The sequence below is a fragment of the Planctomycetia bacterium genome (assembly GCA_015075745.1).
In the GTDB taxonomy this organism is placed as follows: Bacteria; Planctomycetota; Phycisphaerae; order UBA1845; family UTPLA1; genus UTPLA1.
Genome location: JABTTW010000002.1, coordinates 481,494 through 506,719 on the forward strand (window position 1 = coordinate 481,494; position 25,226 = coordinate 506,719).

Here is a 25,226-nt window from a genome sequence, read left to right on the forward strand (position 1 = left end):
TGTGCCCGCGGCCGGTAATCAATTGAATTCTGATAATCATTTCGTTAGCATGGATCTCGCCGCAGAGAATTCGCAAAAAAAACGTGGATGGCGCGATCCGCTTTTGAGCTGGGAGGCGTTGGACTGGTGCCCCGGGGGAAAGGAGCATCCAGTTAGACTCGCGCCTGCCAATTACCGCAACAATAGGGTCAGAGTCTCGGGTACGGCCAGCGCATTTAGTGGCCAGATTTACGACCTGCTTTTCGCGACTCAGAAATTCGTTAGTTGCTCAGAATCTTGGGGCACTTCTCGCCCGGCGTTACTCGACGTTTTCGCGCATGAAGCGCACTGAAAGTGATCCCATGAACAACAGCCGAAAATCTCAACTCGCCTGGGGAATCGCACTGTTCCTGCTTACCGGCACACCGGCCTGGGCGCAGGTTCGCATCACGGAGTACATGTATTCGGGCGCCAACGGTGAGTTCATTGAGTTGACGAATCTCGGCGGAAGCGCCGTCGACCTGACCGGCTGGAGCCTGGACGACAGCACGAATACGCCGGGCTCATTAAGCTTGAGCGCCTTGGGAAGCGTTGCGGCAGGCGAGTCGGTGGTGATCACGGAGAGCGCAGAGGCGACCTTCCGTGCTGCGTGGAGCCTCGCGCCGACGGTCAAGATTCTGGACGGCTCGGGTGTCGTTGCCGGTCTGGGCCGAAATGACTCCATCTTCATCTATGACGCTTCGTCTGCGCTTGTCGATCGACTCGACTATGGCGATCAGACATTTTCGGGATCGATCCGCACGCAGAACGCGAGCGGCTGGATCTGTACCCAGGGGCTCGGCGCGAACGATCCATTCCTCTGGGTCTTGTCCGTGGTTGCGGACGCACAGGGCTCCGTCGCCTCGACCGGCGCGGATGTCGGCAGTCCCGGCTCCTTTACGTCTGTCGCGTGTCCATCGGGGCCGACCGGCGCGTGCTGCACCATGGGAAGCTGCGCCGACGGCGTCACGCAGGCCGATTGCGAAAACGGCGGCGGCGTCTATCAGGGCGACGCCTCGCTCTGTTCAGGTGTGACCTGTCCCCAGCCGTCCAACGCCCCGATTCGCATCACTGAGTACATGTATGCCGGTCTCGATGGCGAGTTCCTCGAACTCACGAACATCGGAATGAACCCCGTCGATATGGCCGGCTTCAGCTTTGACGACAACACCAATCTTCCGGGCACCATCGACCTCACCAGCTTTGGAACGGTCGCCCCCGGAGAGTCCGTCATCATTACGGAAGCGGGCGAGGCCACTTTCCGAACCGCGTGGAACCTCGACCCCGGCATCAAGATCATCAGTGGCATCGCCATTGATGCAGCCCTGGGGCGGAGCGACACCTTGAACATCTGGGACGGCTCGAATTCACTCGTTGACCGCCTTCAATACGGCGACCAGGACTTTCCCGGCACGATCCGCACGCAGAACTCCAGCGGCTGGGTCTGCGATGCCGGCCTCGGACAGAACAACCCGCACGAGTGGTTCCTTTCGTTCCCGGCGGACATTCAATCTTCCACGACATCAACCGGAGGAGACGTCGGCAGTCCCGGTTCATACACTGGGGTCGATTGTGCCAGCGGACCAATGGTCACCCTGACCGATCCTCCCTCGCTAATCAGCGTCGACGCACTGCCGTCGGTGACCGTCACCTTCAGTGCCGCCGTGTCGGGCGTTGTCGCGGGCAATCTCACTGTCAATGGTTCTCCGGCGACGAGCGTGTCCGGTTCGGGCGCGGGGCCCTACACGTTTTCGGGTTACGCGGTCCCGATTCCCGGGAATGTCGACATCAACGTCGCATCCGGCTCGATCGTTTCGTCGCCGGGCGGCGTTCCGTTCCTCGGCTATGGCTGGTCGCTGTCGGTCGGCATCCGCATCGTGATCAACGAGCTGAATTACCATCCGCACGATGTGCTTCATCCGACGCAGGACACGGAGTTCGTGGAGTTCTACAACGCCGGGGCCAGCCAGGTTGATTTGAGCGGCTGGGTGATTTCCGACGGCGTCGTGTTCACTTTCGCACCGGCGACATTTCTTGATCCGGCGTCATATCTGGTGATCGCCGTGAACCCGACCGCGCTTCAGGCTGCCACGGGCCATGCAGGCGCCCTCCAATGGACCTCCGGTGCACTGAGCAACGGCGGCGAGCGCGTCGCCATCCGGGACAGCTTCGGCAACCTGATGGACGAAGTGGAATACAGCGACGGCGGCGCGTGGCCGTCGCAGCCCGATGGCAGCGGTCCGTCGCTCGAACTGATCAATCCGAATCTGCCCAACCAGTACGCGGCCTCGTGGCGCGCTTCATCTGGAATCAACGGAACACCAGGGGCTCAGAACAGCGTTTTCAATGCCGCGCCCGCCCCCATCATTATTTCTCCGATGCACACCCCCTCGATTCCCGCGCCGAGTACGCCGGTGACGGTGACGGCCCTGGTCCTCGATGACGGAATGTCTCCTCCCAACGTGACGCTCAACTATCGACAGGACGCCGTTTCTCCGGGGGCGTATCTGCAGACCCCGATGCTGGATGACGGGGCGCACGGCGACGGCGCAGCGGGCGATGACACCTACGGGGCCACACTGACGGGCCTCGCTAACGGTGAACAGTACGACTTCTATATCACGGCGGACGACGGCTCGGCGGTGAGCACATTCCCGCGGAATCACCCCACCGCGAACGGTTCGTGCAGCGCAGTCGGCTGCCAGGCCGATCAGAATCCAACCTGCGTTCTGTGTCAGACGCTCCTGTGCAAATTCTCGAATGAAACGCTGCCGACCGACTTCCCGGTATATCACATCATCGTGTCCCGGCCGAACAAGAGCACCCAGGAATCGCTGTCCTGCAATACAAGTCCGGTGGCGTTCGATCCTTGCAAGACCGAGTTCGACGCCACGTTTGTCGATGACACGGGGAAAGTGTATTACAACGTCACCGAACGATATCGTGGGCAAAGCAGCATCACGCTCTTCCCCAAGTCGTACGCGGTCGACTTCGCCACCGACAACCAATTGCCCACGCCGCTTGGTTTCTCAGTTCGCAAGCTCATCTTGAACGCCAACCAGCCGACGCGGCAGAAGCTCGGCTTCGACATCTTCCGCGACGCCGGGATGCCGGCATCCGTTTGCGAATTCATCCGCCTGCGATTCACGGGCATCAATTACGACACGACGAACATCGGCTCCATCGGATTCAACGGCCTTTACGCCTGCATCGAGCGCGTCGATGGCGATTTCCTCAATTCTCAAGGCGGCGCCGTTGTACCGGACAGAGGCACCAGCTCAACGGGCAACCTGTATCGAGGCGAAAACACGGCCAACTTTGATTGGCGAGGAACCGCTCCTGGCCCGTATCGCGTCAATTTGTGGGGAAGAAACGGCTACTCAAAGGAAAACAACGAAGAGCTGGATGATTTCACGGACGTCATCAATCTCTGCGACGTCTTGAACAACACGCCCGCCGGCTCTTACGTCGCAACGGTGGCTGGGGCGGTGGACGAGGACGAATGGTGCCGCTACTTCGCCCTTCACAACATCCTCAGCAACAAGGAAGGCGGCATCTATCGCGATACGGGCGATGACTACTACCTTTTTATGAACGAGGCTGGGCATGTCGACGGCCCTGACGCGAAGTTCATCACCTGGGATACCGATTCCGTTTTTCGCGACGCCTACGAAACCATCTGGCGCACGGGTAATAACAACAACACGATTGCCGCGGTTCGCAATTTTCTCCGACACAACGCCTTCGCGCCGATCTACGTCAAGGACATCAACGACCTGCTGGCGACCAATCTCTCCATCGCCAATTTCAATGCACGCATCGATACGATGCCGAATGCGGCTTTCTTCACGTCCGGCGGCAGCGCGGCCCTCCCCGCCACAAGGCAACAGTTCAAGGACTGGTTCGCGGGCAGAGTGACGTCGATCAATAACGAGACCATTGACGCCCTCACCCTGACGGGCATCCCAGTTTCCCCGTATACAAACGCGAATCCGATACTTGCCTTAAGCGGCCAACTCAATCAGGCCGGCACCCACAACGTCACGGTCAATGGAGTCCAGGCCACCTTCAGCGTGTACCAGGGCAACTGGTCGTACAACTACAACCTCTATCCGGGCCTGAACACGATCACGGTCAAGTCGTTTGACCGGCAGGCACAGGAAACGGCGAGCATCACCAGCACCGTTCTCTACGATCCTCCCCCGGCGACGCCGGGCCTGCGACTGACGGCGCCGACGCGCATGGTCGACAGCAAGACGCTGACGCTCCGCGCGGACATCCTCGATTCTTCCGGCAACATTGACTGGCGAACGTGCACGCAACTCGGCACGGTCTCCGCGACCCGCCTCTCGGACGGCAGCCCGGTCCCGACCTCGATCACCATCTTCGAAACACTCAACGGCGGCGCCGGCGGAGGAACCCCTCCAGCGGACTCGATTCGTTTCTACAACGGCGTCGGCAGTGTCTCGATCACACTGGACCAGGGAGCGGGAACGCCACCGGGAGATATTCTCATAACTGTCACCGTCGGCCCCATGATCGTGTCGAAGATCGTCAACGTTCTCGACGGCGATAATCCCGCGCTGTTCAGGAACCTTTCCGGGACGCTTACCGGCGCCGGATTGTTATGGGGACCGAGTGACGGCGTCATTCATCTGACGGGCACCGTCACGGTCAATAGCGGCAACACGCTGACCATTCTGCCGGGCACCTTGATCATGGTTGATGCCGGACCGGTCAACGACGGCACGGCAATCATCCCAACCGGCGGCGGGCAGATCAGCGCACCGGGTTCGCGCGCCGAGCCGATTTACTTCTTTGCCACCAATGGTCCCTCGGCCATGGTCCTTCCGCAGAATGCGCAGAACAATAGTCCATCGTGGCGCGGCATCTACCATCAGGGCAATGGAAACTCTACCTACTCATTTGTGTTCTTCACCGGCGCTGGCAACGGCATCGTCTCCAGCCATCCGCGACCGCCTATTATTCGCGCGGAGAATTCGCACATACTCACGTTTAATGACTGCATCGTCGCGGACTGTCCGGGCATGGGAACTTCCGCCCTGGGCGGCTCCAGCGGCACTTACACATTCCGCCGTTGCCTCTTCTCGCGCGTCGGCATCGGCGGCGAGTGGCTCGGCTCGGGACTGACGCTGCTCATCGAAGACTCCTGGTTTACGCGCATTGGTCGCGCGCCTGAGCCGAACGGCGTGGACGGCGACATCCTGCACCTGGATCGCCCGGGCAACTCATACATCATTCGCCGAAGCGTGTTGACGGACTGCGGCGATGACATGATCGATCACAGCACGGGCGCCCAGCCGGTCGTTGAAAACTGCCTCTTATACGACTGCCGCGACAAGGTCGTGAGCATCGGCCCGTTGGTGAATGGCCCCGAGGCCACCATCACCATGACAAACTGTCTCATCTTCAACGGCCCGGGCGGCCTTCGCTGCAACCAGGCGCCGGCCATCCTGACAAATTGCACCCTGGGGGCGGGCACCAACGTAAACGGTCAGGGCTGCACCGGCACCTCGATTCAGCGTTGTATCCTCTGGACCAACAGCGCGAATACATGCTGCGGAGATGTTGACTACACCATCGTCGGGAATGCGGGACACCTCGAGTGCGGCACCGGCAACTTGTCCACCGACCCGTTATTCGTCAATACGACCTGCAACTATGAACTACAGGCCGGTTCGCCGGCCCTCACGGCGGGCCCATCCGGCGACAGGATCGGCTGGCTCGGTTTCCCGGTTCCGCTCAACGGCTGCATTGACAACGGAGATTGCGACGACGGCGATCCCTGCACCACCGATTTCTGTAACAACGGCATCTGCGAATACACGTCTGTTCCCGGTTGTTGCCACATGGACGCTGATTGCGACGACGGCAGTCTCTGCACCGTCGACGCATGCGTCAATAACGTCTGCTCCAACACACCCACGGACTGCAGCGACGGAGACGCCTGCACGACGGACACCTGCAACCCACTGACCGGGTGCGAACACGCCGCCGCCAATTGCGACGACGGGAATCCCTGCACGGTCGATTCCTGCGACCCGATGCTCGGCTGTCAGAACATCCCGATTAACTGTCCGAAAGGGCATACATGCAATCAAACCAATGGTCAGTGCGAAATCCTGCCGATCACCGTGGTCTTCCAAAACGGTCTCAACGGTTACGCCGATACTCAGGATACCTACTTCCAAGAGTCGGTTCCGACTGCGATCAATGGCGATCTCGAAACCATCCGCTGGGATACCTCTAGTGGTTCGCCGGCGGGACCGGTCTATATGGTTGTTCGCTTTGACAACATCTTTGGAACGGGGCCCGGGCAGATTCCGACGACCGCAACCATCCAATCGGCCACGCTGACCTACACGATCGGCGGCGATGCCAATGCGACCGGCAATGACGGTGATCTACGAGAGGTGCTCGTCAACTGGGATGAAGCCACAACCACCTACAACAACTTCGGCGGCACCGCCGGTGTTCAGGCGGGCGATCATACGGGCACCAGCCTCGCCGTTATGCCCGGCAGCCCGCTGGGCGCGAAGAATATCGACGTCACGAGCAGCCTCGCAACCTGGCTTGCCGCCCCGGCGACGAACCTGGGATGGATTGTGCTCCCGATAAGCACCGACGGCGTTCAAGTTCGCTCCAGCGAGTTCGTCGCGACGCCGGTGGATCGGCCGACCCTTTCTGTCACGTTCCTGCCGATCAGTTGCGCAAACGATGGGGACTGTGACGATCTCGATCCGTGCACGATCGACGCCTGCGTCAATGACGCCTGTGAGAACACGCCCATCAACTGCGACGACATGGATCCATGTACGTCCGACGTCTGCAACGGTGGAATCTGTGATAACACGCCCATCATCGGCTGCTGCGAAGTCGATGGTGAATGCGACGACGGCAGCGTCTGCACGACCGATTCCTGCGTGAACAATATCTGTCAGAACACGCCGATCAACTGCGATGACGGCGACGCCTGCACGGAGGATACGTGTGACCCGATCAACGGTTGTCAGTACGCCGTAACAAGCTGCGACGACGGTGTTGATTGCACCGACGACTCCTGCGATCCCATGCTCGGCTGCCAGAACGTGAGCAACTGTCCGATGGGGCTGACATGCAATACCGGCAACGGCCAGTGCGAGTCGCAGCCGGTGATGTTGATGTTCCAGGACGGCGTGTCGGGATACGACGCGACGGTGGACACCTTCATTCACGCCGGCAGTCCGACGGCCAACAACGCCGCGGCGACGGTTCTGGTTTGCGACGGTGCGATGCCGGCGGCGGCCGATGATCGCCAGGTCCTGCTTCGCTTCGACAGCATCTTCGGCGACAACATCGATCAGATTCCACTGGGCTCGACGATCCAGTCGGCATCACTGACGGTCATGATCACCAACGCCAGCCTCACCGGCGCCTCGCTGCATCGCATGACGCAGGCCTGGCTCGACACCAACAACTGGAACACCTTCAACGTCAATGGCGACGGCATCCAGCCGGGCACCGAATGCGAAGCCGCGGCCGACGTGAGCAGCTTCCTCAACGCGACCAGCTCGCATTCCATCGACGTCACGGCGAGCCTGGTGGCATGGTCCGCCGGTCAGACGAATAACGGCTGGGTCTGGATCAACAACGGGGACGACTCCTGGCAGTTCAACTCCAGCGAGTTCGGCACCGTCGGCAGCCGGCCCAAGCTGAGCGTCACCTTCCTGCCGCCCACCGGCTGCATGAACGCCGGCGACTGCGACGACGGGAATCCCTGCACCGACGACGCCTGCAACATGGGGATGTGCGAATACACGAACAACTCTGCCGCCTGCGACGACGGCCTCTTCTGCAACGGGCTCGAAACGTGCGATCCTCAGTTGGGTTGCGTGGCGGACCAGCCGTGTCAGCCGGGCGAGCAATGCGATGAGGCGGCCGACCTGTGTCGTCAACCGCTGATGAGTTGCCAGATCACAGATCCGATGCCGTCGGCAGGCGGAAGCACACGCCTCGAGGTATTCCTTTCCGATGTGCTGAGCGTGCTAGGCTATGAAACCGAGATCAGCATCGTTCGCACCTCCGGCACGGGAACGGTGACCGTCGGTTGTCCGGGAGGGGTCGCCGTTGACGACGACCGTCCCGATTTCATCTTCTTTGGCGTCCCGGATGTCTTCCCGGCCGCGAACTGCGCTGCCAAGACGGCCGCCGCCGCGCGCTTGTCCGGCGGCACAAGCGTCACCAGTGCGCCGGCTTATCTTTCGGAGTATGCCCTGACGGTCTCGCCGGACGCGTCCCCGGGCAGCACGTTTGAAATCTCAATCGTGCCCTCCCCCGGTGCCGACCTGACCAATCCGAACGGTCAGCCCATTCCGTTCCAAGTGGCGCCTGCCTGCGTCCTGACGGTCGTCGGTGGGTGCGCGGCGCCTGCCTGCCTGACCGTGCAGATCACGATACCCGGGCTCGCGGCGGGCCCTGTCGATCGCGATGTCGAGTGCACGCTGACCCGTTGCGGTTCTTCACCCGTGACGGTCACCGAGACGGTCTTATTCACGCCGAACGCGGGCAATGGGATTGGCGCATTGACGCTGACCAATGTTGATCCGTTGACGACCTGGGTTTCGGTTCGGGAAGGACACACCCTCAGCAGATTGGCGGCCGTGGACTTCAGCGGCGACAACGAGGACACCGTGTCGGTCTCGCTCGTATCCGGCGATCTCCAGACAGCCGTGATGCCACAGGACGACATCGTCGATATCCTCGACTTTGCGATTCTTTCGTCCCGGTTCAACACGACCGTGACCGACTGCGTGACCGGCGACCCCGAGGATTGCTCGCTGGGCGCAGACGTGACCGGCGACGGAGATCAGGACACAGTCGATTTCACGGCTCTCCAGATATATTTCTTCCAGGTCAGCGATCCACAGGATGCCTGTCCAGCCTTCGCGCCGCCGGGCAAACCGGGCCGCGAACCGCTGGCGCAGGATGATTTGAAATCGACTTCAAACAAGGCGCCGCCCCTGGCGATTCCGCGTGGGTTGGGCCGCATCGGCACAAGCCGATTGCGCGCGATGGATGCATCGCTCGTATCGGCTGATGAAAACGGCGACGGTATCGTCGACGCCGGGGACATCAGAGAATTTTTCCGTCAGCATGGGATAGCCATTCTGCCGGCATTTGAGTTGAAGCTGCGGTCGATGGAGGCCGCTGAGAATAGTTTGCAACAGGACAGCCGCTAAGTCGGCTTCTTCGTTGCCGAATTGTTGAGAGTTTTTGAAGTTGACCGCTCTTGACAATAGAGCGGGCAACACTGGGCCATGTAGCTGTTATTGATGTCCTGAAAGGGGAAATACGTCATGAAGAGCCTTTCACAAATCGCACGCAACGCCTTTTTCGGCGCCTGCCTGTTTCTGTTGATCGTGCAGTCCGCACATGCCATTACAGGAACCGTGCAGCTTCGAACCGGCCTTGAGCCGGCGGCGGTGTGCGAGACCACGGCCACATCGACCGTCAGCGTGACCCTCGAGGTCGCTGACCTTGTGGACGCACTCGGCGTCAACGGCGTGCAGGTACGATTGAGCTACGATAACTCCGTCTTGGCGCTGAATTCCGGCAGCACCACCGAGCTCTCCGGCTTCACTCGAATCTACCTCGCCGACAGCGCCGGACTTGTCACCTACGCAATCGTCAACAATGGCGGTTCCGTCGGTCCCGGGGTTGGGCCGTTCTCCGTGGCGACGCTCGTTTTTGACGTCATGGGCGAGGGAAACACCGCGGTCACCTTTCAGGCGGATAGCAGTCCCTTCGTGACCAGCTTGACCACAGCCGAACAGAACCCCCAATTCATCACCGGCGCGAACCTCATCAAAACTCCCTCCGGCGCCATCAGCATCGACGACACCACTGCGACCGCCTCCAGCAACAGTCCGGTCTGCGAAGGCGACTCCCTCACCCTCGACGGCGGTACCACTGGCACGCTTCCAAATTCTCCCTATTCATTCTCCTGGTCCGGCCCTGACGGCTTCTCCTCGAATGATGAGGATCCCGAAGTCTCCGCCAGCGCCACATCCGCGATGGCAGGAACCTATACCCTGACCGTGACAAACGCCCAGGGTTGCACATTCCAGGCAATGACCGAAGTTGTCGTCAACGCGAACCCCGCTTGCTCCATTACGACTGCCTCCCCTGTTTGCTCCGGGTCCAACAACACCGCCGATGGGCCGGCCGGCATGACCACCTACGTCTGGTCCGTCATAGGCGGCTCGCTCGACATGGGACAAGGCACTTCCCAAATTTCCTACACAGCAGGCGCAGGCCCGACGGTCACGATTGATCTGACCGTCACCGACGCCAACGGTTGCAGCAGCAGTTGTCAGGAGATCGTAACGGTTGAAACGGCCCCGACCGCCGACGCAGGCATGGATCAGACCATCTGCTCCGGCAGCGACGTCACCCTCGACGGAACCTGCGGCGGCGCAACCGGCAGCCTCTGGTCCTCCATCGGCGACGGCACCTTCGGCGACGACTCGATGGAAGACACCACCTACACACCCGGCGCAGCTGACCTGCTCGCCGGAACCGTGACACTCACCCTGACCTGCAGCGGCAACGCCTGTCCGGCCGCGATGGACTCGCTCGTCGTGACCATCGAATCCGCACCCACCGCCGACGCCGGCATGGATCAGACCATCTGCAGCGGCAGCGACGTCACCCTCGACGGAACCTGCGGCGGCGCAACCGGCAGCCTCTGGACCTCCAGCGGCGACGGCGCCTTCGGCGACAATTCGCTCGAAGACACCACCTACACACCCGGCGCGGCCGACCTGCTCGCCGGGACTGTCACGCTGACACTCACCTGCAATGGCAACGCCTGTCCGGCCGCGATGGACTCGCTCGTCGTGACCATTCAAGGATGCGTCACCGTAAATCTCGAAGTGCCCGGCCTGCTCGGCGACGCCGCTGAGGGCGAGCATGTGGCGGATCGGTCCGTTCAGTTCGACCTGACCACTTGCCCCGGAACGGTCGACTCCCGAACGCAGACCGTTGAATTCAAGCGGACTGGGTTGAATGGCACGGCAACGGTGATCCTCGCCAACCCGAATCCGTCGGCGACCTGGCTGAGCGTCGTCGAAGGTCACACGTTGCGCCGGCGCGTGCCGATTGACCTCTCCATAAACGGTTCGGACGTCGTAACAGTAAGCCTGATCTCCGGAGACCTGCAGACTTCAACGGTGCCGCAGGATGCGCTGGTTGACATCGTTGACTTTTCCATCCTTGCATCTCGATGGAATACGGTTGTGTCCGATTGCGTGGGCGGCGACCCCGAGGATTGCTCGTTGGGCGCAGACGTGACCGGCGACGGCGAACAGGACACGGTCGACTTCACCGCCATTCAAATTTACTTCTTCAGTGTCGGTGATGACGTGAGCAATTGCGGGGTGATCAGTCCTCCCGCCGGCCCCAAGAAGAAGGACGGCGGGATCGCAGTCGCTACCGTCTCCGTCCCAGTACCGATTCGCAGGGGCGCCACCGGGCTCCCGGGCAGAACGTCGATTTCCGTCGGTGAACTGACAACTCTCGACGCCCGGGCCGCTCTGGCAGACGTCAACGGCGATGGCACCGTGGATGCCAGTGACATTCGACTGTTCGCCCGACAGCAAGGACTTCCGATCCTCGAGTCGTTCGATCAGAAGCTCAAGGCCATCGAGGCCTCGAATTTTGAGCAGGGCAACTAATAATGCCCGGTTCTTGGGAGTAAGTACCTATGTGTGGCACAGTAAAAACACAGTTAACTTGGTTAACGGGCTTTGCGAATCGCACGTTCGCTGAGCCTTCCCGGAGGCTGCGCGGTCATCGGACGCCATGGGTGGTGCCGCTGCTCACCCTTGTCACGATGTTGCCGTCCGTTTCCATCGCCGCGATCAATCTCGAATTCCGTCCGCCGCAAAAAATTGCCCGGCCGGGAGAGTGGGTCGATGCGGGTCTCTATGCCGTATCCGACAACGCCTCGAATCAGCCGATCTCCGCCATGGACGTCCTCCTCCAATGGGACCCGACAACCCTTCAACTCATCGGCGTCATCAATAACGGGCCCTTCGGCTGGTTCCAATCGGGATTTCTTGACGACAGCGGTCTTGACGGGCTGAATAACACATTCGCCGACGGAGATGCCAAATATACGGCACTGGGGCAGTTTGCCAATCCAGCCATGGCGACTCCCGCGGGCCTGCTGGTGACGACGATCCGCTTTCAGGCGATTGCCGAGACGCCGCTCAACACCGTCACGATACCGCTCATGCTTGGGAATTCCACCGAAACCGGGGTTTACGGCACTGCCGTTCCCGGTCAGGACGTGACCGGCACGCTTGGCGTGTCGGAGGTCATGATCTGCCCCGGGGCAGCCGACGGCGATATCAACCTCGATGGCAACACCGATGGCTTGGATATCCAAAGTTTTATCCAGGCCATGATACTAGAATCGACCGCCTTTTCCGACGTTTGTCGCGCGGATTTCAGCGGAGACAGCGAAGTGAGTGTCAACGATATCGCCGGAATGGTTCAGTCGTTACTGGATGGATGATCTCGTGGATCGTGTCGCCGCGCGACAAAACGTGTCACGCCGCGGCCGGGTCGTCAAGAGTTTGCTTATCATGCGAGGGTCAAGGGAGTGGCAATATGCCCGCAGGTGGTGCTCAGGTTGCGAAGGATGCTCGACATTTGATTCCCCATCGCCGCTGGTTGCCGCGGTTTCTTGCCGCGCTGGTAACTGCTGCGCTTTGCTCGACATCATTTGCCAATGTGGTCATCACCGAATTGATGTACCACCCGCTCAACGACAACGAGGCGCAAGAGTTCCTCGAAATTCAAAATACCGGGGCCTCCGCCGTTTCTCTCACCGGTTGGTGCGTCGAGGGCATTGACTACTGTTTCACCGCCGGAACGACCATCGCACCGGGCGACTACATGCTCCTCGCGAAGGACGCCGCCCAATTCCAGACCGCCTACGGTTTTCCTCCCGACTTTGTTTACACAGGCCAGCTCAGTAACAGCGGTGAGCGCATCGCGATCAAGAACGCTTCCGCCGTCGTCCAGGATGAGGTCGAGTACTCCGACGTGGGTTTCTGGCCGACAAAGGCCGATGGCCAGGGACCATCCCTGGAAAGAATCGATCCGTTGCTCAACGGCAACACCCCGCGCAATTGGCGCGCCTGCATCGCCGGCCCGGGCCACACGGCCAATGCGGTGAACAGCGTCAACGCCGTCGGGCTTCCCCCGTGGATCAGCGAGATCACTCACACTGCCGATCCGTCCGCCATGGCGACGATCACCGTCACCGCCCGCATCGAAGACGCGACAACAAACAGCTTCTACTACAAGATCGGTTTTACCGCCGAGGTCGCCGGCGTTATGTTCGATGACGGCGCGCATGGCGATGGCGCGGCAGGCGACGGGGTCTTCGGCGCGGAAATCCCCGGCCAGCCCGTTAGCACGCTCATCCGCTACCGGATCACAGCCAGCGGCCCCACCGGCCAGATGAGCTACCCGCGCACCGATGACACCATCACCTACGCCGGTCTCATGGTGCAGGACCCCGGCCTCGTCACGGACCTGCCCGTGTTTCACTGGTTCATGGACCCGGCTGCCTACGCCGCGGCGATCGCCCACAAGCTGACGGATCAACTTGAGCCCGCCGTCTTCGCCTATGACGGCGTCGTCTATGATGGCGTGATGGTGCGCGTGCGCGGTCAGACATCTCGCCAATGGCCGAAGAATCACTGGAAGTTTTACATGCCGCAGGGGCACGATTTCTTCGCCCCCGGCCTGTTCGCGCTGCCGGTTGACCAGTTCAATCTCCAGTGCAATTACTCCGACAAGGCCTACGTCCGCGAGATACTGGCTTACGAATCATTTCGTGACTCCGGCAACCCGTCGAACCAGGTTTTCCACGTCCGGCTCCAGCAGAACGGCCAGTTCTTCGGTCTGTACAACTTCCTTGAGTCCATGGATGAAGACTACATCGCACGAAACAAACTCGACACGAATGCCGCGTGGTACAAGGCCGACGACGATTGCCGTTTTCGGTCGCTGGCTCAGCTTCCAAACGAATATCAGAAGGAACAGCGCCTGACCGAAGACTATTCCGACCTCTTCGCCCTGCTCGACGGCATCAACAACCTCACCGGCCAGGCAAAGACGGACTTCATTTTTGACAACGTCAACATCCCGGCCATGCTCAATTTCCTGGCCGCCCAGTGCATCGTTCACAACAACGATCACGTCGCCAAGAACTACTATCTCTACCGCGACACCGAGGGCACCGGTCGCTGGACATGCCAGACCTGGGACATGGACCTGACCTTCGGAAGGAATTTCGGCGCAGGCGGCGGCGTCCTCAGCGACGGAATCTGGGCAGACGACGACGCGCCCCATCCGAGCAATACGCTTGTCTCACCCAGCCATCCGCTCTTCGGCGATACAAACCACCGCAAATGGGACGACCTCTGGAATCGGCTCATCAACGTCGTGCATGCCGATCTTAACATTCGCGCGATGTATCATCGCCGGCTTCGAACACTGGCCGATGAGCTCCTTCAAGCCGGTAGATACGAAGATCGCATCGACGAACTCGTCTCCCACATCGGCCCCGAGGCCGTTCTGGACGTTGCGAAGTGGGGCCAATATGGCCAATCTCAATCGCTCGCCACGGCCGTCAACATTCTCAAGAACGACTACCTCGCCGTCCGCAGAATCCACCTGCTCACGAACCATCGTGTCCCCGGCGAGATTCCCGAGGCCCAATCATTTCACCCGAAAATCGTCATCAACGAGCTGATGTATAACCCCGCCGTCTCCGGCGATCACGAATTCATTGAGCTGTACAATCCATCTCCGACCGAGGCCGTGGACCTGTCCGGATGGCGGCTCGACGGCGTCGCACTCGTCATCCCGCCGGGATCGGTCATTCTCCCCAATGGATATATGCTCGTGGTCCGAGGCGACGTTCAGTTCCGCACACAATACGGATCGGGCAAATTCGTAGCGGCCCAATACTCCGGAAATCTCGACGGCGGAGGAGAGACCCTCACGCTGCGTCACAAGGACGGTACTGTCATCGATACAGTCACTTACGACGACGCGACCCCCTGGCCGACAAGTCCGGACGGCGGCGGCTACTCCCTGGAGTTGATCGATGCCTCCCAGGACAACGACCGAGTCGGCAACTGGGCGGCCAGCGCTTCTCCCGGCGGCACGCCCGGGCTGCCCAACAGCATGGCCGGCTTCACGCCGACCGTACCGCCGATTTTCATCAACGAGGCCCTACCGGATAACGAGTCGAAGAATCGGGACGAGGCCGGACAGTTCGATCCCTGGGTCGAGCTTTACAACGCCGGAGAGGCGACCGTCGAAATCGGCGGAATGTATCTGACCAATACCTATGGAAATCCGACCCTTTGGCAGATTCCCCCCGAAACTCAGATTTGCGGCGGAGAGCACCTGCTCATCTGGACGGATGGTTCAGTCGGCGAGGGCCCGCTTCACGCAAACTTCACGATCGGGTTGACGACCGGCTCGGTTGGTCTTTACTCATCCACCGGGCACATTATCGACTACTTGAACTATGCCAACGTCCCTTCCAACATCTCCTTTGGCCGGCTTCCCGACGGCGGTCATCAGCTGCTCCAATTTGCCATCGTCACGCCGGTCGCCCCGAATGACGGCGACGCAACGCCGATCATCCTGAATGAATACAACGCCGTCAGACCCACCGGACTCCTCAAGGACAACGGCTCCGACACGTTCTGGGGCCGTGTCCTCGCCAATGGCGGCGATTGGTTTGAAATGGTCATCACCCGGGACCACACCGACATCAGAGGATGGCAGTTGGTCGTCAGTGACAACACGGGCATCGGGACGCCGCTGACGCTGACCCTGACCAATGACCCGATCTGGTCAGACCTGCGCAGAGGAACCTTGATCACCGTCTCCGAAGACCTCCCCGATGACGTCTCCTACAGTCCGGCCTCGGGCGACTGGTGGATCAACGTTCGCGCGGCCAACGCCGGGACCGGCACATACATCACGGCCGCCGACTTCGAAGTGTCTCACACCAACTGGCAACTGACCATCAAGGATGAAGTCGGAGTCACGATGTTCGGTCCGGCCGGCGAGGGAATCGAGCCGGTCAGTGGGATTGGCAACGACGAAGTCTTCAAGCTTGAGCAGGATCCCGGCGCATTTATTCACCCCAAGTCCGACTACAACGACGGAACTTCCAGCACTTTTGGTTCCCCAAACATCTATTCCGCCGGCACCGTGACACAGGACTTCACGGTGCTGCGAGGCAGTTTCATGCCCTGCATGCTTCCCGCCGAATGTGACGACGGCAATCCCTGTACCATCGACGACTGCGTCGACGGCGAATGCGTCAACACGCCAATGTCACCCTGCGACCAGCTCAGCCTCAACTGGCCGGAGGCAACGGGGCCGGAAATTAAGGCCTGTCCGGGCTCGCAAATCGTCCTGACACTCGATGTCTCCGGCCTGCACGCGCCCATCAACGGTGTCCAGGCGATTCTGAACTACGACACAAGTCTCCTGAGCCTCGTCAGCATGACGCCCGGAGACGGCGGAGCGTCGCCCTGGAATTCCGCCGCCGAAGTCTTCGAAGACGACACCGACGGACTGATCAAGTACGCCGTGATTCTCCTCGCGACAAGCTCTCAGGCGGACGCCACGGTGGCCACGTTGACGTTTGACGTTCTCGCTCCCGGCGGCAACATAAACCCCAGCCGGGTCGCCTTCTCAACGACCTGCCTGCCCGTTCGCAACAAGTTGACGACCTTCGATAACCAGACCATCTCCCCTGTCACCATCGATTCCGATCCCATCACCATTGGACCGCGCATCGACGTGGCCCTTCAGATTCAGGGACTCGGCTTCGAGGTCACGCGGGACGTGACGTTTACGATAACGAACTGCACCCAAGTGCTGCAGGTCATCACCACCCCCGTCACGTTTGGGCCGGGAGGCCTGGCCGAACTTGTTCTGACCAATGTCGATCCGACAGCCGAGTGGATTGCCGCGGTCGAAGGACACACGCTTCAGTCCCGATTGCCGATTGCCTTCACCACCTGTTTCGCAAGTGCCCACTTTGTGGCCTCTGATCAATTGATCTCCGGCGACCTCCGCACCAGTGGAGTGCCGCAGGATAACCTCATCGACATCCTCGACTATGCCATTCTCGCGGCACGCTGGAATACCATGGTCACCGATTGCCCGATCGGACTTCCCGCGGATTGCGGCTTTGGCGCCGACGTTAATGGTGACGGCCAGCAGGGGACCATTGACTTCACGGCGCTTCAGATTAACTTTTTCCTCGCCGGGGATTCGGCCGCCGATTGTCCGCCGCCGACCCCGCCGCCGTCGACCGGCCCCAAGGGTGGGACGCCGATCGCGGACGCCGGCGTTGCATCGGAGCCGATCCGACCGAGGGGACCGTCGGCCGTACGGACCGGCAAGCGCTCACTGTCCGTGGCGGAGGCAGTCAGGCTCAATCCCCGCCTGGGTGTTGCCGATCAGGATTCGGACGGCATGATTGACGCGAAAGACGTCCGCGCCTTCGCCGAGAAACACGGGATCGTGATGCCCCGGGAAGCATGGGATCGCCTGTCCGATGCTGATCAGGGCGTGGGAAGTCCTGCCGTCGAAAACTCGGCTCGATAAAGGCGCCATCGCCCGCTGCCGAGCGGCATTCAGACTCGTAATTCAGGCCCATTTGCACATGGGGTTGCTCGGGGGATCGCGTAAGATTATTCCATAATCGGCGGTCGCCTGTGATAACTGCCGCAGGATGGGGGGAGGGGTTTGTGAAGCGGTTAACGACAAGGCTATTAGCCCTCGCTGCAGGGCTCGCCGCGACTGCCGGCACGCTCGCACCAGTACGCGGCCAGGCCGTGATGACCTGCGAACTGTCGAGCATCACAGCCGTTCCCGGCAGCGAACTGTCGATGCACACGTTACTTCAGAACGCGGCCAACGTCCGTGGCTATCAGACCAGAATTTCCATCATTCGCCTCAGCGGCGCCGGCACACTCAGCGTTCCCTGCCCCGGCGGAAACGGGGACTCCCACGTCAGCGTTAATACGCTTCGGCCCGACTACATCTTTTTCGGCCTCTCCTCGACAAACACGGCGACGAACTGTCCGGGCAAAGCTGCCGGCGCTTTATACAACGCCGGCGGAGTGACGATCGGCACTACGCCGGCATACCTTTCAACCTATGAATTGGAAGTCTCTCTCGACGCGACTCCAGGCAGCACATTCCAGATTTCAATCGAGCCATTTCCGCTGTCCAGCATCTCGTTGATGGGCGGCGGATTTCTTCCCTTCAAGGCGGATTCGCCCTGCATTCTGACCGTCCTGGCTTCAGAGTCGCTGACATTCGATCTCGATTTCTGTACCACCTGCGTTCCCACTTCATCGGTCGTTCGCGTGCCGCTGCGTGTTTCAGGCCTCCTGGAGCCCGTCAACGGCGTACAGGCTCTCTTCAGCTACGATCCTTCGATCCTGACGCTCACCGGCGCCACGGTCGGAGACCAGATGGGCTCGCCCTGGGACACGGCCTCGCTCGTCCATCTAAACGGCAACGCGGGTAATGGGGTCATCGCCGTCGGCCTGAACGGCAGTTCCTCGCAGTCCGACGCGACCGTCGCCACCCTGCTTTTTGACGCAATCGGCCCCGGAGAAACCTCCGTCGATTTCCGCGCCGCTTCGCCCCCGTTCGCAACCAAGATCACCTCGGTGACCAATGAGGTCATCGTCCCGAACGAAATCGACTCGCCAACCATCGTCTCCGGCGCTCATTCCAAGGGCGACGTCAACGGCGACGGCCAGCGCGACGGCCTCGATGTTCAGCAATTCGTCGACACGATTCTCAATCCGGGCGCCGCAACAGCAGGCGAGCTCTGTGCCGGCGACTTGAGCGGCGATGGAAGCGTGACCGGAGATCAGGACGTCCCCCTCTTCGTCGATTGTCTCGTCAACGAAATCTGCGTTTGCCCATGACTTCCCAACGGTGCATGCCCGCCTTCAGGCTGGGCCGCTGCGGCCCCCCTGTGAGCCTCTGACGGCCGTCCGGACACAGATCCCCTGTTCACTCCAGGCAGCCACCAGGCTTCCAGGCCGTTCCGCGCTCCACATGACTACGATCATTATGAGACATCGTCGCCGGCGGCGGCCGAAAATGTCGGCGTCTTTTCCTCGCAGCCGCCGGCGATCGAGATCGTAGAAGATTGCAAGCGCTGATGGATGTTCAAGCCGATCTGAGAAACCAGAGCGGCATGGTGAAACGAGCCCAGGCGTCCGTTAACTCAATAGATGCATGATTAAGTCAGTCCGACAACTTGCGATCGCCGGCATCTTCGGCGCGGCGGCCGGTTTCATGGTCCTCCGCTTCGGCGGACAGGAAGTGCGCGAACTCAAGGCTCGCGTGGACCTTTTGGAGCAGGAGCGCGCCGAGCTCGTCGAATACGCCCGAAAGCTCACCGCCTCGCGCCGCATTGCCCAGGTCGACATCCTCGGCCAGTCCGAAATCGCCCCCCAACGGTTCACCACCACCCTTCGCTGGCAGGAGATCGCCGACAACGGCGACATCGGCGCGCCCCAGCAATTGGACGTCTTCGGCACCTCGGTCTATTTCGAGGCCATGGTGCTTAAGTTCGAGCACGAAAAGCTCCGCGAAGGCAGCGCTGGACAATACGCGAGCCTCGCCCTGTTTCGTCGCATGTTCGGCGACCAGCAGGAGCCCGCCAGCGCTCAACAGCTCCCCGCCGCCGCCATCGCCGGCATGAACGCCGAGGCGTCGTCTCGCGGGCCCGGCGAGCGAATCTTCGACCGCTTCTGGAGCCTGATCGACGACGCCGCTCTTCGAAAGTCCCTCGGCGTACGCGTGGCCCAGCTCGAGGCCCCTGCCGTGCCAGTCAAGATCGGCCAGCGTTGGCAAATCAGCCTCGACGCCGCCGGTGGGCTGAATCTCACCCTCGCCGACACGCCCGCCCATTCAAAGTCGCCATTCGGCGTAGAACGCCAGCCACCGATTCACTAGCCATCTCTCGACTCCCCCCATTCCGCCGCCCGTTCCATAGAATGACCCCATGCCCGAACCGAGCCTCACCGCTGATCTCGCTGTCGTCGGGGCCGGAGCCGCCGGTCTCGCCGCAGCCATCTTCACGGCACGGCAAGACCCCGCCCTTCGCATCGTCGCCCTCGACGGCGCCAAGAAACCCGGCGCGAAGATCCTCGTCAGCGGCGGCGGACGCTGCAACGTCACCAACCGCGAAGTCCGCGCGGAGGACTTCTGCGGCGGCAGTTCGCACATCATCAAGCGCATCCTGAACGAACTGCCCGTCGCCGAGACGATCGAGTTCTTCCGCGAAATCGGCGTCGATCTCCACGAAGAGGAATTCGGCAAGCTCTTCCCGGACACCAACAAAGCCCAAACCGTCCTCAGCGCCCTCCTCGCCGAGGCCCGTCGCTTAAACGTGGACCTGCGCTGCGAATATCGCGTCATCGCCATTGAAAAAACGCCTGACGGCTTCGACATCTCTACCGACCGCGAACAGCTTCGCGCCGAGCGCGTCGTCCTCGCCACCGGCGGCAAATCGCTCCCCAAAACAGGCAGCGACGGCTTCGGCTACTCCCTGGCGGAAAAGCTCGGCCACACCATCGTGCCGACCACGCCCGGCCTCGCACCCCTGCTGCTCGACGGCACCTTCCACCAACCGCTCTCCGGCATCGCCCACGACGTGCAACTGACAATCCTCGCCGAAGGCCGCAAGCCCGTTCGCATTCGCGGCCCCATGCTCTGGACCCACTTCGGCGTCAGCGGTCCGGCAGCCCTCGACTCATCGCGCCACTGGCACCGCGCAAAGATCGAAAACCGCCCCGTAACTATCAAAGCAAACCTGCTCCCCGACGAAACACTCGATTCGCTCGAAGCGCGCCTCGTGCGCCGCGCGGCAGTTCACCCCCGCCAGCAGATCGCCGGCGTCGTTGCAGACCTCCTGCCCACACGCCTCGCCGGCGCGATCCTCGACGCCCTGAAAATCAATCATCAAATACAGATGGCCCATTTCAGCCGCACCGACCGCCGCAGACTCGCCTCCGCCCTGATCGAATGGCCCATGCCCGTCACCGGCAGTCGCGGATACGCCTACGCCGAAGTGACCGCCGGCGGCGTCAGCCTGACCGAGATCGACGCGAAGACCATGCAATCGCGCGTCTGCCCCGGGCTCTATCTTGTGGGTGAAATTCTGGACTGCGAAGGGAGACTTGGCGGGTTCAACTTTCAATGGGCCTGGTGCACAGGTCGCGTGGCCGCGCGCGGCATCACCGGCCGCTGAGCGCTATTCGTCCGCTTCCATCGTTACCGTAATCTTGCACGATGCGAATTGCTCGACGTACAGCTCGGCACGCTCCTTGTGCGTCACCAGCAGCAGGGCACAGCCCGTCTTGTGCGCCTCGAGCATGCGAAGAATTGCTTCCTGCTCACGCAGCGGCGTCAGCATCAAAATGGAGGCCACCACGTCCTCCATCATATTCTTGTCGTCGTTGTGCAAGAGCACCTTGAACGGCGGCAACATCTTCGGCTTCGGCTTCCGCCGTGCGGGAGCGGGCTTCACGGCCGTCATCGACTTCTCACTCGATTGCCCCGAATTGTCTGCACGCTTGTCTGCCATCAAAATGCCCTCGCCTGACCCGTTGATCCCGCTAACCTCAATATAACTTTCGGCCGCCCGCCGAAGCAAGTGCCCGCACGATGCGTGCCTCAGGCGCCTTTCCGTATTATAATTCGACCGACCACCGGGCACCAACATGACGCAATCCACAATTTCACCCGCCCCACCCAAAGCCCGCCAGCCGCTGCTCGATCCCGATTTTCTCGCCCGGCTGGAGCAATTGGAGATCATCTCCCGCAAAATCACCGCCTCCCGCAACAAGGGCGAACGCAAGTCCCGCCGAAAGGGCGAATCCGCCGAGTTCGCCGACTACCGCAATTACGTGTCCGGCGACGACATCCGCCACGTCGATTGGAATATCTACGCCCGGCTCGACCGCCTCTTCCTCAAGCTCTTTCTGGAAGAAGAGGAACTGAACGTCTCCATCATCGTCGATGTCTCGGGCTCGATGGACACCGGCGATCCTTCCAAGGAGCGCTATGCCCGCCGCGTCGCCGCCGCCGTCGGTTACATCGGCCTCTGCAACTACGATCGCGTCAATCTGTATGCATATGCCGACGGCCTGGTCGCCTCTCGCATCGGTCTGCGAAGCCGGCGCGTCCTGCCGCAACTGCTCCAATTCCTGGAGGAAACGCCATTGGGCGGTCCCAGCAAGTTCGTCTCCGCCGCCAAGCAGTTCGCCATGCGCCACACCCAAAAAGGCGTCTGCCTGGTCATTTCCGACCTGCTCGACAAATCCGGCTTCGAGCAGGGCCTCCCGTACCTCCTCGGTCGCAATCTCGACATCTACGTCCTCCAGGTCCTCAGCCCGCAGGAATTGGAACCCGACCTCACCGGCGACCTCAAGCTCGTCGACTGCGAAGACGAAGACATCGCCGAGATCACCGTCAGCAAGCTCCTCCTCGACAAATACAAATCGAATCTCCAGGCCTACTGCGAGTCCATTCGCGCATACTGCAACGGCCGCGGCATCAACTACATGCTCGCCGCCACCAACCACCCCTTTGAAACGCTCATCCTGACCTACCTCCGCGCCAGGGGGCTCGTCCGATGACCTTCCTCTCCTGGCCCGTCGGTCTCCTCTTCGCGGGCATCACCATCCCGCTTCTGCTGCTGCTCTACTTCCTCAAGCTCCGCCGCCAGGAGCGCAAAGTCTCATCGACCTTCCTCTGGAAGAAGGCCGTTCAGGACCTTCAGGTCAACGCCCCGTTCCAGAAGCTCCGCAAGAACCTCCTGCTCTTCCTGCAACTTCTCCTGCTCGCCGCCCTGCTCTTCGGCATCGCCGAGCCGATCGCCAACTTCACCCGCGAATCGCAGCGCAACATCGTCATTATGATCGACCGCTCCGCCTCCATGAAAACCCTTGAGGCCGACGGCCGCACCCGACTGGAGCACGCCCAACAGGCCGCCACCGAGTTTGTCTCGCGCCTCCCCGACAATTCCAACGCCATGGTCATCGCCTTCGGCAGCGTGCCCTCTGTCGGCTGCACCTTCACCGACGACAAGCGCCGTCTCGAACAGGCCATCCGCAACATCGAGCCTTCTGACGAGCGCAGCCTCGTCGGCGAGGCCCTCCCGCTGGCCATCGCCTACTCCTCCAATCTCGTCGATGTCGGCGGCGCCGAAGGCGCGGCGGTCCCAAGCGGCGGTAGCCCCCTCTCGCAGTCCTTCGCCGACATCGAATTCTTCAGCGACGGCCGCATCGCCGACGCCGGCCAGCAGTTCGTCACCCGCGGCAAGATGCGCTTCTACCGCGTCGGCCAGACCGCCGACAACGTCGGCATCACCGCCTTCGACGTCCGCCGCGACTTCGAGCGACCCGGCATGTTGTCCGTCTTCGTCCAGGTGGAGAACTTCGGCCCCACTGCCGTCAAGGCCGACATCACCATCGCGTTGGACGGCAAGCCCCTGCCCGGCCCCGGTTCGATCCGCGAACTGCACCTCGGCCCCGCCCGCGACCCCGCTCAGCCGCCGACCACCAGCGCCCCCGCCTCCGGTTCAATCGAGTCTCAGATCGCCCCCGCCCAAAACGTCATCTTCGAGTTCCATCATGAATCCGGCGGAATCATCCAGGTCGAGCTGCACCACGACGACGCCCTGGCCGTCGACAACATCGCCAGCGCCCCCATCGACCCCCCGCGCGAAGTCCGCGTCCTCACCGTCTCCGGCCGCTCCGCCGTCGAGCGATTTTTCGGCAAGGCCCTCCGCGCCCTCGAGATTCCCGATGTCACTACCATGACACCCGAGGAATACGAAAAATCCCCCGACGACGCCCTCATCCGCGACGGCCGCAGCGCCTTCGACCTCGTCCTCCTCGACAACCACGACACCGATCGACTCCCCCCCGGCAATTACCTCTTCTTCGGCGGCGTCCCCAAGGTCGACGGCGTCGCCGCGACCGACGAAATCGAAGGCCAGCCCATCATCTTCGGCCGGCAGGACGACCCGCTCATGCGCAACGTCAACTACGACGGCCTCTACGTCACCCGATGGCGAAAGCTCACCCTGCCCGAACACGCCCTCGGCCTCCTCGAAGGGCCTGACAGCCGCGTCATCGCCCTCCTCAGCGATCCCGGCCATCGGTATGTCATCTGCGCATTCGACCTGCTCGATTCAAACTTCCCCCTCAAAGAGGCCTTCCCCATCTTCATCCAGAACGCCGTCGGCTACCTCGCCTCCGGCGGCCTCATCGATGTCACCCGCATGTTCCGCCCGGGCGAGACCCTCGCCGCCGCCAACCCCGCAGGAGCAACCGAGGTCGAAGTCGTCCGCCCCGATGGCCACATCGACAAGTCCCCGGTCCGCGCCGGCGGCACCTTCACCTATGCCCGCACCAAGGACGCCGGCGTCTATCGCCTCACCTTTAACGACGCCGCCAGGACCACCGAGCTCTTCGCCGCCAACCTGCTCGACCCCGAAGAGTCGCGCATCCTCCCCAACGAAAAGTTCTCCATCGGCGCCGAGGCCGTCGAGTCCGTCACCGCCGAGACAAAGGTGAACCAGCCCCTCTGGCCCTACGCCGTCCTCGCCGCCATCGCCATACTCATCATCGAATGGTGGGTCTACAACAAACGCGTGATGATCTGATCACCCGCCTCAGGTTTCCTGCATTTCGGCGCGAACGGGGAGCAAGAATCTCCCAATAGAGCCCAATCCGCGCAGACTCAACAAAGATGAACCTGATGCATGCAACGCCCATCATCCAAACCACAAGCCCCAGGCCTCAGGTCCCAGGCCCGTTTCGCGCGCTTTTCACCTTTTTCGCGCATCACCCCAACACACGACCACCACAAGAGTTGACACACTTTCCAAAGCCCGTGTGTCACTATATGTCACCTTCGATTTCGGCGCTCCCCGTAGCGTCCGGCGCCCCTGCCGGACGCATGACACCGACTCGCTCTCGAATGCATCCGCGCGACTCAGCCGCCGCGAAATGTACTGACGACTTGACTCGTTGCCGTCCGGCAGTTTT

10 protein-coding genes are annotated in these 25,226 nt (G+C 61.4%); 9 read left to right on the top strand and 1 reads right to left on the bottom strand.

What is annotated here, in order from left to right; all coding sequences use genetic code 11:
• Positions 1–317 precede the first annotated feature (317 nt).
• The 7 genes from HS101_15515 (at position 318) to HS101_15545 (ending at position 21,418) form a co-directional block, all read left to right on the top strand.
• On the top strand, positions 318–9,257 hold the full coding sequence (locus HS101_15515; GenBank protein ID MBE7507674.1) for a lamin tail domain-containing protein: 8,940 nt from the start codon (positions 318–320) through the stop codon (positions 9,255–9,257).
• A 117-nt stretch (positions 9,258–9,374) separates the two neighbouring features.
• Positions 9,375–11,753 (top strand): hypothetical protein, encoded by a 2,379-nt coding sequence (locus tag HS101_15520; protein MBE7507675.1) that lies wholly within the window; start codon positions 9,375–9,377, stop codon positions 11,751–11,753.
• A 134-nt stretch (positions 11,754–11,887) separates the two neighbouring features.
• Positions 11,888–12,598 carry a hypothetical protein gene (locus HS101_15525; GenBank protein ID MBE7507676.1) on the top strand — a complete coding sequence of 237 codons (711 nt, stop codon included), beginning with the start codon at positions 11,888–11,890 and terminating at the stop codon, positions 12,596–12,598.
• A 95-nt stretch (positions 12,599–12,693) separates the two neighbouring features.
• Entirely contained in the window at positions 12,694–17,742 is a 5,049-nt protein-coding gene (locus HS101_15530) for a CotH kinase family protein (protein ID MBE7507677.1), read from the top strand.
• A 143-nt stretch (positions 17,743–17,885) separates the two neighbouring features.
• A complete protein-coding gene (locus HS101_15535) occupies positions 17,886–19,082 on the top strand; it encodes a hypothetical protein (protein MBE7507678.1) in 1,197 nt (398 codons plus the stop codon).
• Positions 19,083–19,398: 316 nt separating this feature from the next.
• Complete coding sequence (locus HS101_15540) at positions 19,399–20,121, top strand: hypothetical protein (GenBank protein MBE7507679.1); 723 nt, start codon at positions 19,399–19,401, stop codon at positions 20,119–20,121.
• Between the two features lie 49 nt (positions 20,122–20,170).
• Entirely contained in the window at positions 20,171–21,418 is a 1,248-nt protein-coding gene (locus tag HS101_15545; GenBank protein ID MBE7507680.1) for an NAD(P)/FAD-dependent oxidoreductase, read from the top strand.
• Between the two features lie 3 nt (positions 21,419–21,421).
• Here HS101_15545 and HS101_15550 read toward each other — a convergent pair whose 3' ends face one another.
• Positions 21,422–21,754, bottom strand: a complete 333-nt coding sequence (locus HS101_15550; protein ID MBE7507681.1) for an ATP-dependent Clp protease adaptor ClpS — start codon at positions 21,752–21,754, stop codon at positions 21,422–21,424.
• A 136-nt stretch (positions 21,755–21,890) separates the two neighbouring features.
• Here HS101_15550 and HS101_15555 point away from each other — a divergent pair, with 136 nt between their 5' ends.
• Both HS101_15555 and HS101_15560 read left to right on the top strand, forming a co-directional pair.
• Positions 21,891–22,808 (top strand): DUF58 domain-containing protein, encoded by a 918-nt coding sequence (locus tag HS101_15555; GenBank protein ID MBE7507682.1) that lies wholly within the window; start codon positions 21,891–21,893, stop codon positions 22,806–22,808.
• On the top strand, positions 22,805–24,841 hold the full coding sequence (locus HS101_15560) for a VWA domain-containing protein (GenBank protein MBE7507683.1): 2,037 nt from the start codon (positions 22,805–22,807) through the stop codon (positions 24,839–24,841). Before HS101_15555 ends, HS101_15560 begins: the two co-directional genes overlap by 4 nt.
• Positions 24,842–25,226 lie beyond the last annotated feature (385 nt).

Coding starts and splice junctions, on each gene's coding strand:
- HS101_15515 (MBE7507674.1), top strand. CDS start 318: ATGAAGCGCACTGAAAGTGATCCCATGAACAACAGCCGAAAATCTCAA.
- HS101_15520 (MBE7507675.1), top strand. CDS start 9,375: ATGAAGAGCCTTTCACAAATCGCACGCAACGCCTTTTTCGGCGCCTGC.
- HS101_15530 (MBE7507677.1), top strand. CDS start 12,694: ATGCCCGCAGGTGGTGCTCAGGTTGCGAAGGATGCTCGACATTTGATT.
- HS101_15540 (MBE7507679.1), top strand. CDS start 19,399: ATGATTAAGTCAGTCCGACAACTTGCGATCGCCGGCATCTTCGGCGCG.
- HS101_15545 (MBE7507680.1), top strand. CDS start 20,171: ATGCCCGAACCGAGCCTCACCGCTGATCTCGCTGTCGTCGGGGCCGGA.
- HS101_15550 (MBE7507681.1), bottom strand. CDS start 21,754: ATGGCAGACAAGCGTGCAGACAATTCGGGGCAATCGAGTGAGAAGTCG.
- HS101_15555 (MBE7507682.1), top strand. CDS start 21,891: ATGACGCAATCCACAATTTCACCCGCCCCACCCAAAGCCCGCCAGCCG.
- HS101_15560 (MBE7507683.1), top strand. CDS start 22,805: ATGACCTTCCTCTCCTGGCCCGTCGGTCTCCTCTTCGCGGGCATCACC.